Source organism: Nocardia sp. NPDC088792 (assembly GCF_044750615.1).
GTDB lineage: Bacteria > Actinomycetota > Actinomycetes > Mycobacteriales > Mycobacteriaceae > Nocardia.
Genome location: NZ_JBIVKC010000003.1, coordinates 1,208,091 through 1,221,394 on the forward strand (window position 1 = coordinate 1,208,091; position 13,304 = coordinate 1,221,394).

1 protein-coding gene is annotated in these 13,304 nt (G+C 67.5%); it reads right to left on the minus strand.

Annotated features, from left to right (window positions below):
* Nucleotides 1-17: 17 nt before the first annotated feature.
* Nucleotides 18-13,148: an amino acid adenylation domain-containing protein gene (locus ACIP5Y_RS23660; RefSeq protein WP_400352763.1), complete on the minus strand. Its 13,131-nt coding sequence runs from the start codon at nt 13,146-13,148 to the stop codon at nt 18-20.
* Between the last annotated feature and the right edge of the window lie 156 nt (nt 13,149-13,304).

The following is a 13,304-nucleotide window of genomic DNA, read 5'->3' on the forward strand; positions in this document are numbered from 1 at the left end:
GGCTGCCAGCTGGCCGATCATTGGGTCCCTTTCAGATGCTCGTCGTCGAGTATGGCGGCGATGAGCGGGAGAGCGTGGGGGCCGGTCAGGTCGAGGTGGGTGACGGCGATGTCGTGGTTGGTGATCGTGCCGGTTACGTAGGGGCGCCAGCCTGTTGGGCCGAAGATGTCGGAGGTGTCGATGGTGGCGCTGAAGTAGACGATGTCGCCGGTGAAGATGGGGCGTTGGTAGGCGGTTCGGGTGTGGGCGGCGGCGTTGAAGGATGCGGCCAGGCGGTCGAGGGTTGGGGCGTCGATGAGGGAGATTCCGCCGGTTCGTTGCCGGATCAGTTCGGCGGCTTCGGTTGCGGTGGCGTCCGCGGGGACGTCGTCGATGCCGAAGACGGAGCCGAAGGAGTTGACGAAGCTGCCGGCGGTGAGGGGTTCGATGGTGGCGCCGTCGATGTCGGTGGTGTCGGCGTCGAGGAGGGCGACGGTACCGACGAGGGCGCCGGACTGTTGGAGTTCGGTGGCCATGGCGTGGGCGATGAGGCCGCCGAAGGACCAGCCGAGCAGGTGGTAGGGGCCGGTGGGCTGGATGGCGCGGATTTCGCGGATGTAGCGGTCGGCGAATTCCTCGATGGAGCGGGGTGCGGGTTCGTGGCCGGTGAGGTCCGGGGCTTGCAGGCCGAAGATCGGGCGGCCGGGGCGAAGGGCTTCCGCCAATCCCAGGTAGGTCCAGGAGACTCCGGAGGAAGGGTGGATGCAGAAGAGGGCAGGTTCGGTGCCGCCGGGGCGGATGGGCAACAGCACGTCGAGGCCGAGTCCTGTTGGTGGGGAGGCGTTCTGGGTGGTTGTCGCGATGGACTGCGCTTCCTGGTCGGCGGCGGTCCGCGCGGCTGGTGTGGAGGCGTACGAGGCGGCGGCGCCGAGTGCTGTGATCCACAGGTCGGCCAGGGCTGTCACTTCATCGTGGTGCAGCACGGTTTCGGGGAAGCCGAAGGTCGCCCGCATCCGGGAACCGACGACCACGGCGTTGACATCGATTGCGGATTGCAGTGGGACGTCCGGACTTTCGGTGGGAGTCGGATCGCCGAGGGCATCGGTGGGCAACCAGCCGATACCTTCCAGCTCGGCGGGGATGTCGGTCGTGGAGTATCTGCCGAGATAGTTGAAGCTGATCTGTCCGGGTAGCTGCCGAGGAAGTCGTGCGGCGGCATCGGGGTTCAGGTAGCGCAGCAGGCCGTAGCCGATGCCCTTGTCGGGCACGGCGCGCAGGTGATGTTTCACCGCGCGGATCGCCGTGCCCATGGCCGGACCGCCGGCGAGGGCATCGTCGAGGTCGATGCGGTCGAGATCCACCCGAAGTGGGTACAGGGTGGTGAACCAGCCCAGGGTTCTGGACAGGTCCGCGCCGGGGATGATTTCCTCTTGTCTGCCATGGCCTTCCAGTCGCAGCAATGTCGTGGCCTCGGTGATGCCACGATCGGTCCGCCAGCGCACAACGGCCAGGGCCAGCGTGGCGAGCAGCGCGTCTTCGACGCTGCCCTGGAAGAGTCCGGGCAGGGTGGTCAACAGTGCGGTGGTGACCTCCGCGGAGATCTCTCGGTCGATCGTGGCCAAGGTGTGCGCCTGGTCGATGGCGGGATCCAGTGGACGGGAGCCGATCAGCGGGTCCGGGCCCTCGATGACGCCGCGCCAGTAATCGAGTTCGGAAACTCTTTGCTCTGTTCGTGATTCGTCGTCGAGTGCGTGCGCCCACCGTCGCATGGAGGTGCCCGTCTCGGCGAGGATCGGGAACTCGCCGGCCGACACCTGCACCCACGCCGCGATCAGGTCGGGGATCAGGATCCGCCAGGACACGCCGTCGATCACCAGGTGGTGTGCGATCACGATCAGGCGATCGACTCCACTGTGGTCGACAGGGTTCAGCCAGATGAACTGCAGCACTGTGCCGTCGGCCGGGTTCAACCGGTCGACTACCGAATCAACCAGCGTCGCAAAGTATTCGCGCAGGTCCTCAGGATCGCCGGCGTCGATCTCGACGCGTTGCAGCAGTGCGCTCACGGCGACCGTGCCGGGTTCGGTGATCAGCAGCCGCATCTCGCCCTCGTCGGTCCGGATCAGCCGGGATCGCAGCATGTCGTGCCGGTCGATCACGGCTGTCAGGGTTGCGATGATGCCGCTGTGGTCGATGCCGGGCGGCAGTTCCAGCACGGCGGCCTGGGCGAAGCGGTGGTAGTCGCCGCCGCGTTCGAGCATGTAGTGCACGATCGGCGGGAGCGGTAGCTCGCCGACGCCTCCGCCGGGTAGTTCTTCGAGTGTGATCGTCGTATCTGCCGCCTCGATCGCGGTGGCGAGTGCGGCGACGGTGCGGTGTTCGAAGACTTGCAGCGGAGTGCAGTCCAGGCCCTGCTGTCTGGCCAGGGATACCAGCTGAATGGCCAGGATGCTGTCGCCGCCGAGCGCGAAGAACGAATCGTCGGCTCCGACCTTCTCGATATCGAGCAGGCCGGAGAACAATGCGGCCAGCGCGTGTTCGACGGGGGTGGACGGCGCCCGGTATTCCGCGCGCTCGGCGGTGAAATCCGGTGCGGGAAGAGCCTTCCTGTCGAGTTTCCCGACGGCGTTGCGCGGGATCGCGTCCAGCACGACGAAGGCGGCCGGCACCATATAGGCGGGCAGGGCGGCAGCGACGGCGATGCGTACCTGTGTGAGATCGGGCTCGGCGCCTGGTGCGCACACCAGGTACGCGGCCAGTGCGGTGGCGCCGGTGGGACCGGGCACGCCCAGTGTCACCGCGAAGTCGATGCCGGGCAGACGGCCCAGTACCGCATCGATTTCGCCGAGTTCGATCCGTTGGCCTCGCACCTTGACCTGGAAGTCGGTGCGGCCGGCATACTCCAGCTCGACCCCGGCATCCGTGCGCCTCCAGCGCACCAGATCACCGGTGCGATACATGATTTCACCCGGCGCCCCGAAGGGGTTGGCGATGAAGCGGGCGGCGGTCGGGGCGGGGCGGGCATGGTAGCCGCGGGCCAGAGCGGAACCGGCCAGATACAGCTCCCCCGCCACCCCGACCGGGACCGGGCGCAGTCGATCGTCGAGCACCAGGACCGATGCGCCGCGAACGGGTGTGCCGATGGAGACCGGCTCGCCGGGGACCAACGCCGCGGAACCGGTTGCCCAGATGGTGAATTCGGTCGGTCCGTACAGATTGACCATGGTGCGGCCGGTGGCCCACCGTTCGACGAGTTCGGGGCTGACCGCCTCGCCCGCCACCGCGAGCACCCGCACGCTCGACAGGGCAACGGGGTCGAGAGTGGTCAGCACTGAGGGCGTGATCACCAGGTGGGTGACCTGCTCGGCGTCGATGAGGTCGGCCAATACGCTGCCGCCGGATACCTGCGGCGGAGAGACCACTGCGGCGCCTCCGGAGCCGAATGCCATGAGTGCCTCGAAGATCGATGCGTCGAAGCTCGGTGAGGCCATCTGCAGGACCCGCGATGTCTCGTCGAGTTGCAGTGACTCGCGTTGTGCCGCGATCAGATCGGCGAGACCGCGATGGGAAACACTGACGCCCTTCGGAATTCCGGTGGAGCCCGAGGTGTAGATCATCCAGGCTGGGTTTTCGGCGTGGATCAGGGCTGCCGGCCGGTGATCGAGCAGGCGATCCGCGGCCCAGGATTCACCGAAAGCGGGGTCGTCCAGGATCAGCCATCGGGTGTGGCCGGGCAGGTGTGGCCGGTGCACGGCGAGGGTGAGCCCGACTGCGGCGCCGGAGTCGGCGAGCATGTGATCGATGCGGTCCGCCGGATATCCGGGGTCGACGGGCAGGAATGCTGTGCCCGTCTTGGCTGCGGCCCAGATTGCGGTGAGCAGTTCGGCGGAGCGTGGCAGGGCCAGCGCCACTACGGTTTCCGGACCGAGGCCCGCCTCGATCAGCATCTGCGCCAGGCGATCGGAGTGTGTGTCGAGTTGCAGGTAGGTGGTGGTCTTTCCGCCGACGATCAGTGCCGGACGGTGTGGGTGGCGGGTCGCTGTATCGGTGAGCAGCTGGACGAGGGTTGTCGTTCCCGTGGTGTCGGGGCCGCGGACCGGGACGAGGAGTGTGCGCTCGGTGTCGTCGAGAAGGTCGATGTCGGCGACACGCACTGCCGGATCGGCCAGGACGGTGGCGAGCACGCGCCGCCACCGGTCGGTGAGACTGGCGGCTGTCGTGGCGTCGAACAGATCGGTCGCGTAGGTCAGCACCGCCTCCAGCCCGGCCGGTTGTGTGCCGGTGAATCGCTCGCGCAGGTCGAGGGTCAGGTCGAATTGCGAGGTGTCGCGGTCGAATTCTTCGACCTCGAAACGCAATCCGGGCAGCTCGAGTACCGGTTCGGTGAAGTTGTGCAGAGTCAGCGTCACCTGGAACACGGGGTGGTGCGCGGTGGATCGGGTCGGATTCAGGATCTGCACGAGGCGTTCGAAGGGCATGTCGGCGTTGGCGAATGCGTCCAGATCCGTCGACCGGACGGTGGTGAGGAAGTCCTCGAATCCGGCGTCGGGGTCGATGGGTGTGCGCAGTGCCAGCGTATTGACGAACATGCCGACGAGTTCGTCGAGGACCTGCTCGCCGCGACCCGCGACCGGGGTACCGATGACAACGTCTGCCGTGCCTGCCATCCGGGCCAGCAGCACCGCCAGCGCGGAGTGCAGGAGCATGAACAGGCTGACATTGTGCACGCGCGCGAATTCCGTCAGAGACCGATGCATGTCGGCATCGATACCGAACGTGAACTCGGCACTGTGCATCGTCTGCACGGCCGGGCGTGCACGATCCGCGGGCAGCTCGAGCACATCGGGTGCACCCGCGAGCGCGTTCGACCAGTACTGGATCTGCTGCGCGGCAAGCGATTCCGGCTCGGATTCGCTGCCGAGCACTTCGCGGTGCCACAGCGCGTAATCCGCATACTGGACCGCGAGCGGCGAGCGTGCGGTGCCGTTGCCGGTGGAGCGCTCGGAGTAGGCGGCGGCCAGGTCGGCGGCCAGCGGCCCCATCGACGCACCGTCTGCGCTGATGTGATGCACCACGAGCACTACGACGTGCACCGTATCGGAGCCGAGCCGGAACAGTCCGGCGCGTACCGGCGACTCGGTGGCGAGGTCGAATCCCGTGCCGGCCAGCGCGTTGATCCGATCCCGCAGCGGCGCACCGGCTTCGATGTCGATCAATGGCAGGGCCACTACAGCTGCGGGGTCGATCACCTGGTGTGGGCCCTCGGCATCGGCGGGGTAGCGGGTGCGCAGGCTTTCGTGCCGTCCGATCACATCGGCGAGTGCCGATCGCAGTGCATCGGTATCCAGTTCGCCGGTCAGCCGCAGCGCGACGGCGATGTTGTAGGCGGGTGAGGCGGGATCGAGCCGGTTGAGCACCCACATCCGTTGTTGGGCAGGAGACAACGGAATTCGGTCCGGCCGGGTCCGCGCGGTCAGGGCACGGCTGCCCAGTACGCCGTCCGCGGCGGGGATGACCCGCAACGCAAGTTGCGCCGGAGTCGGCGCGTCGAACAGGTCGCGCAGGGCGATGGCCGAGTCCAGTGCCGCATTGACCCGCGCCACTACCTTGGTGGCGCTCAAGGAGTTGCCGCCCAGTTCGAAGAAGGACCAGTCGATCCCGACGCGTGGCGTGCCGAGCACCTCGGCGAACACCTGCGCGATCGCCTGTTCGTCGGCGGTGCGCGGTGCGAGGTAGGGCCGGTTCACCGTCGAGAAGTCCGGTACCGGAAGGGCCTTGCGGTCCAGCTTGCCGACCGGTGTGAGCGGGATGGAGTCCAGCACCATGAGGTGGCTGGGCACCATGTATCCGGGCAATTCCGCCGCGATTCGCACACGCAGGTGCTCGATGTCGATCTCCATGCCCGCGACGGGCACGATGTAGGAAACCAGCACGGTCTCCCCCGCGGGCCCGTCTCGGCCGATGGTCACGGCGTATTCGACGCCCTCGTCATGCGAGAGCGCCGCATCGATTTCGCCGAGTTCGATGCGCAGGCCGCGGATCTTCACCTGGAAGTCGCTGCGGCCCAGGTACTCCAGTTCGTATCCGGAGTCGCGCCCGGCGATCCAGCGCACCATATCGCCGGTGCGATACATGCGTTCCCCGGGCGCACCATAGGGATCGGCGACGAATCGGCTCGCGGTCAGCTCGAATCGATCGAAGTAGCCACGCGCGAGGGCCGGCCCCGCAAGATAGAGCTCGCCGGGCACGCCCACCGGCACCGGACGCAACCAACTGTCGAGCACCACCGTCGACGCACCCCGAATCGGCGTGCCGAGCGTGATCGGTTCGCCGACGACGAGTTCACCAGGTCCGGTCGCCCAGATGGTGAACTCGGTGGGCCCGTACAGGTTCACCATCCGCCGGCCCACCGACCAGCGGTCGATCAGTTCCGGCGTGGCGGCCTCGCCCGCGACCGCGAGTACCCGCAACCGCTCGAGTCCGCCCGGTTCCATGGTGGCCAGCGCGGACGGTGTGATGACCGCGTGGGTGACCTGCTCGGTGCGCAGCAGCGTCGCCAACTCGGCACCGCCGTAGACCTCGGGTGGGGACACCACCAGTCGGGCGCCGACCGCGTGGGCCATGAGCAGTTCGAATATCGAGGCGTCGAAGCTGGGTGAGGCCACCTGCAGGGTGCGGGCCTCGCGGTCCAGGTCGAGTGTTTCCCGCTGTGCCGCAACCAGATCGGCCAGCCCGCGGTGGCTGCACAGGACGGCCTTGGGTTTGCCGGTGGATCCGGAGGTGTAGATCAGGTAGGCGATCTGGTCGACGTCGATCGGACCGCCGCGTTCGGCGTCGGTGATGGGTGCGTCCGAGACCGTCATGACCCGACGCAGGGTGGTGAGGTCATCGAGCAGTAGCCAGTCGATGCCGGCGGGCAGCGTTTCACCGATTTCGGTGACCGTGACCCCGATCGGCGCTTTCGAATCGGCGAGCATGTATTCGATGCGTTCGATCGGATAGCCGGGATCCAGCGGCACGAAGGCCGCCCCCGTCTTGGCCAAGGCCCAAGCCGCGACAACCGCTTCCAGTGACCGGGTGAGCGCGAGCGCCACGAACACTTCCGAGCCGATACCGCGGGCCAGCAGCACGCGAGCGAAGCGGTTGGACCAGGCGTCGAGTTCACCGAAGGTGATGGTCGACTCGCCAACACCGGCCGCAATGGCGCCGGCGTCGATCTGCGCACCGGCACAGAGGATTTCCGGCAGGGTGCGCGGCGGCGCGGCTACTGGGCCACGCACGGCGAGCAGCGCGCCGCGTTCGGCGTCGTCGCAGTTGTGCAGTCGTGACACCGGAGTATTCGGATGCTCGGCAAGTTCGCCGAGCACATGGACGAACCGATCGAGGTACGAGCGTGCCACGGCTGGTTCCAGGTGCCCGGCCAGGTACTTCAGGCTGATGCGCAGTGTGTGCGCCCCGTTCTCCCCTGGCAGTGGAACGACTATGAGGCTCAGCGGGTAGGGCGTCGCATCGGTGGTGTCGGCATCGAGCACCCGCATATCGGCGATGTCGAGCGCTTGGGACAGCGCCGCTCGGTCGATCGGGTAGGACTCGAAAACCACCAGCGTGTCGAACAATTCGGCGAGACCGACCGCCTGCTGAATCGCGGCCAGTCCGACGTACTGGTAGTCCATCAGAGCGGCCTGCTCGTGCTGTATGCGCGCCAGCAGGTCGATCACCGGTTCCGCGGGATCGAGTTGTACCCGTACCGGCAAGGTGTTGATGAACAGCCCGACCATCTCTTCGACACCGGGCAGCGTGGGCGGGCGGCCCGAGACCGTGCCACCGAACACCACATCGGTGCTACCGGTGAGCATGGCCAGCAGCAGCGCCCATCCCACCTGCACCATCGTGTTGACCGTCGCACCGGATGCGCGCGCGGTCCGCTCCAATGCGGTGACCAGCGCAGGCGATACATCGAGGGAAATGGTTGCGGTTTCGCCCGATTCGATCTCGGCCGGGGCGGAGGCGACCCGGGTCGGGCTCTCGATTCCGGCCAGCGACTGTGTCCAGGCTGCCAGGGCGGCGGCTTCGTCCTGGTCGCGCAGCCAGGAGAGGAACTCGCGATAGCCGGGTGCGGGCGGCAGCGCGGCGGTGGGCTCGGAGGTGGCGTAGAGCGCCAGCAGCTCGCGCACCAGCAGCGGCCCTGACCAGCCGTCCAGCAGGATGTGGTGGTTGGTGAGGACGAAACGGTAGGTGCTCGAGGAGGTTCGGATCAAGGTGCAACGCAACAGCGGCGGGCGGGTCAGGTCGAAGCGGGTGTGGGCGTCGAGTGCGAGCAGTTGCTCGAGCGCTGCCGCCCGTGCGTCCTCGTCGGCCATCGTGCTCAGATCGACTTCTTGCCAGGGAATCTCGACCTCGGCGAGGACGAGTTGGCGGGGCCCGTCGCCGGATTCGACGAACGCGACCCGCAGGTTCTCGTGTCGGGCCACCAAGGATTCGGTGGCGGCACGCAAACGTGCCGCGTCGACACTGCCCTCCAAGGTGAGCAGCGACTGCACCGTATAGACATCAGCGGTGTCGGTGGCGTAGAGCGTGTGGAAGAACATGCCGTACTGCAGAGGCGAGAGCGGCCATACGTCCGCGAGATTCGGGTAGGTGTGTTCCCATCCGTCGATATCGGGTTGGGTCACCGGGAGCAGGTCGAAGTCCGAGGGCGTGTGACTGTCCGCCGTGCGGGCGGTCGCGTGGTCGCCGAGAGCGCACAACGCATCGGCCCAGATTCGAGCCAGTTCCCTGACATCGGCGGCGCGCAGCAGCCGGGAGGCATAGACCCAGTTCACCTCCAAGCCATTGCCGGAGTGAACGACATCGACCGAGAGGACGGCGGTTAGCACTTCCTCGTTGGCAGGCGAACCATGATCCAGCCGTACCGTTTTCCCACCGAGCATCCGACGGTCTCGATATTGGAGCTCGATCTGCGGGCTGGGGGCCTCCCCGAGCACGACCGCGCCGTCACCGTTCAGATAGCGCAGCATGCCGAAGCCAACGCCATGGCCGGGTGTCTGTCGGAGTTGTTCTTTGGCAGCTTTGATCACCGCGCCTGCCGCAGCGTGGCCTGCGAACGCCTCGTCGAGATCGATGCCGTCGAGGTCGACAACGGCCGGAAAGGCACTGTGGAGCGGGCCGACGGTGCGCACGAGGTCGGCGCCGGGCACTACATTCGCCTCGCGCGCATCGGTGGTGCGCGTCAGCAGTACCGATTTGCGTGTGCGCCAGCGACTAACCGCCAGCGCGGCCGCGGCGATCAGCACCTCTTCAGCGTCGCAATGGAATCGCTGCGCAATCGCGGTGAGGATCGTCTCCGCACGGCCCGCATCGATGCGGGTGCGGATCGCCGCGGCGGTGGCGGTCGTGTCGAGTGCGGGATCCAGTTCAGCCGATCCGAGCGCCGGGTCCGGTGTCGACAGGATGTGCTGCCAGTAGGGCAGTTCGGCGCCGCGCTCGGCCGAGTGCTCGATCAAACCTTGCGCCCACCGCCGGAACGACGTGCCGACCGGTTCCAGCGCCTTACCTGCGACTGCGCTCGCGAAGTCCGAGAGCAGGATGCGCACGGAGACCTCGTCGGCCACCAACCGGTGCAGCACGATCCCGCACAGCGGGCCTTCGTCGCCGCGTTCCAACAGCACGAAGCGCACGACGCCGGACTGCGGGTCCAGCAGCTCGCGTGCGCGTTCCAGCTCGTTATCGGGGTCGACACCGGGCCCTGCGGGCACCTCGAGCACTGTCGCGGTGTCGACCGAGCCACGCTCGGCGACAACCCATTCCCAGCCGTGTTCGGTGCGCCGCAGTTGGGACCGCAGCATGTCGTGATGGTCGAGCAGGGTCCGCACGACAGCGCCGATGTGTGCGCGATCCGCGATGTCCGGCAGTGCGATCAAGATCGCCTCGCCACTACGCCGATAGCCCTCGCCGCGGTCCAGCAGGGCGTGCATCGCGGGTGTGAGTGCGACGAGACCACTTCCGCCGCCGAGGAGTTCGGCGGGCCTGTGCGGGCCGGTCCGAGTCGCGACCGCGGCCAGCGCGGCGACGGTCTTGCGTTCGAACACCTCACGTGGACCGAATCGCAGGCCGGCGGCCTGTGCTCTGGCCACCAGTTGGATGGACATGATGCTATCGCCACCGAGCGCGAAGAAGCTCTCGTCGATGCCGACCGTGTCGAGTCCGAGTACGTCGGCGAACAGTGTCGCCAGAGTTCTCTCGCGCGGTGTCGACGGCAGCCTGCGTTCAACAGTGCGGGAACCGAAATCCGGTGCGGGGAGCGCTTTTCGATCCACCTTGCCCATGGGCGTCAGCGGTACGCGGTCGAGCATTATGACGAGCTCTGGCACCATGTACGCCGGAAGGCTCTCACCGACAGCTGCTTTGAGCGCCTCGGGATGCACCTGGGTAACCGGTGCGGCCACGACGTAGGAGACCAGCGTGGTGGCTCCGGCCGGGGTGCGCGCGCCGACGGTTATCGCGAAGTCGATCGCCGGATGTCGTTGCAGGGCAGCGTCGATCTCGCCGAGTTCGATGCGGAAGCCGCGCATCTTCACCTGAAAGTCGCTGCGGCCCTGATACTCCAGCTCGAGCCCACCGTCTCGCACGATCCAGCGCACCAGATCGCCGGTGCGGTACATCCGTTGACCGGGCTCATAGGGGTCGGCGACGAACCGTGCGGCAGTGAGTCCGTGGCGGCGGTGGTAGCCACGCGCCAAGCCCGCACCCGCGAGATACAGCTCGCCGATGCTCCCGATCGGCAGTGGGCGCAACCACGCGTCGAGCACCAGCGCGTGCACACCCGGGGCGAGTCCGCCCAGGGTGATCGCCTCGCCGGGAACGAGTGGATCGCTCAAGGTCACGGTCACGGTGGTTTCGGTCGGCCCGTACCCGTTGCGCAGTACGTGCCCGGACCATTTCCCCACCAGGTCCGGTGGGCAGCTGTCCCCGCCGACGATCACCGTGCGCAGATCCGGCAGTTCCGCGGGTTCCAGCGAACCGGCCACCGCCGGTGTGACATTCAGGTGGGTGACGTGGTGTGCGCGTAACACCGCGGCCAGTTCGGGCCCCGCGTAGGCGTCCGGGGGGACGATCGCGAGGGTCGCGCCGGCGGCGAGGGTGACCAGGATTTCCTCGACCGAGATATCGAAGCTGGGTGAAACAGCGTGCGCCATCACCGATTCGGCGGTGATCCCGAATCCGGCGCCGGACCCGGCGACCAGGTTCGCCAGTCCGCGGTGTGCCACGAGCACGCCCTTGGGCAGCCCGGTCGAACCCGAGGTGTAGATGATGTAGGCGATCTGGTCGGGCCGCAGCGGCGCCCGCCGCTGGGCGTCGGTGATCGGGCCCGCGTCCTGGGCGGCGCTGCGCCGGTCGGTGTCGGCGCTGTCGAGGGTCAGCCAGTCGACTCGGTTCGGCAGCGGTCGGGCGGCCGCGGTGACGGTGAGGCCGGTGACGATGGCGCTGTCGGTGACCATGTGCTCGATCCGGTCCGCGGGATAGGCCGGGTCGATCGGGACGAAGGCCGCGCCGGTCTTGGCCACCGCGAGCATGGCGAGTACCGATTCGATCGAGCGTGGTATCGAAATCCCCACCGTGCGTTCGGGTCCGGCTCCGTGGGTGATCAACAGCCGTGCGAGCCGGTTGGTGTACTCGTCGACCTCGCGGTAGGTCAGCGAAGTCGCGCCGGCGCGGATCGCCACTGCATCGGTCTTCTGCTCCGCACCGAGATCGAGGAGCTCGGGCAGTGTCCGGGGTGGCATGTCCGCCGGGCCGCGAGCAGGAACCAGTGAGGCGTATTCGGTGTCGGAGACGACCGGCACCTCGGCCAGCGGTGTATCGGGTCCCGCGACGAGGAACTTGTGCAGATATCGCAGGAACCGGCTGTGGTGTGCGGCCAATTCGGTGTCGCTGTAGAGGTTCGCGTTGCCCTGGAAATCGATGTGTGTGCTCTGGCCGCCCACGCCGGGATAGAAGTTGACGAACAGATCCTCGATCAGTCCGGAGGTCAGCACATGCAGTCGGCCGGTGACCGGGCCCAGTTGGATGCGGGTATCGACCATCATCAAGTTGATGGATGGACCGAACGAGGCGGTCTCCTCGGTGACCCGGCCCAGATCGCGCAGAATATCTTCCTGGCGGTATCGCTGCCGGCGCAGCGCGCCGGTCAGCTCACCTTGCGCCGCGCGAATGACCGCGCCGACCGTCGTGGCCGGCGCCAACCGCAGGCGCAGGGGAACGACATTGGCGATCATCCCGCCCGAACGCCGCAGTGCCGCCGTCGTGCGCGCCGACACCGGCAGGCTCAGCGATACTTCCGGTGCACCGGTCATGGCCGCCAGGTAGGCGCCGAACGCCGCGACGACGGTGGGCGCCACCCCGGAGGACACCGCGGTCGCGACGGATTCGAGCAGTTCCGCCGTGTCCGGCGCCAAGGTTCCGGCCACACGACGCGGATGGGCGTCGATATCGGCGGCGCGCCCGGCGAGGCTCACCGGGTCGGCGGCACCGGCCAGATGCTCGAGCCAGTATTCCCGGTCGGCGATGAAGCGCTCCGAGCTGCGGTAGGCCAGATCGGCGTCGATGATCCGGCGTAGGTCTTCGGCTTTGGCGGCAGGTGGTTCTCGTCCCGCCAGGGCGGCGTTGTAGAGCTCGCCGGTGCGCTGCACCATGGCGAGTGCGCCCATGCCGTCCAGCACGATGTGGTGGATGCGTGAGTACCAGAACCAGCGGTCCTCGGCGAGTCGCAGCATCCGCACGCAGACCAGGCGGTCGGTCGTAAGGTTCAGTGGCGCAGAGTATTCCGCGCGCATCCAGGCGTGCGCCGCGGCGTCGGGGTCGGGCTCGCCACGCAGGTCGACAACGACCAAGCGGTCGTCGAGCTCGGTATCGACGAACTGGTACGGGTAACCACCGATCTCGATCAGGCGCAGATAGCCGGTACCGAACTCGCGCCCCGCCTGGCGTGCCGCCGGTGCCAGCAGCCCGAAATCGAGCGGTCCGACCAGTTCGACGTACTGGGCGATGGAGAACGGGATTTCGCCTGCGAGGTGCTGGGCGAACCAGATTCCGCGTTGCGCTGCCGACAGCGGAAACGCATCGTCGGGGAAACCCTGGCTCGACTCGGTCGGCGAAAGGGATGTCTGCATGGAAGTCCTACGTTCTGGCCGCACTGAGGATGCCGGGCCATGTTGCGCGCCGTGACCCGGCATAGGCCGGTTCACAATCGGCGATAGCGGCCATATTTCAAATGTCGTCGCCGGAAAGGCGTTTCGATAGCGACCCCACCGCTCGACCGCACGCTC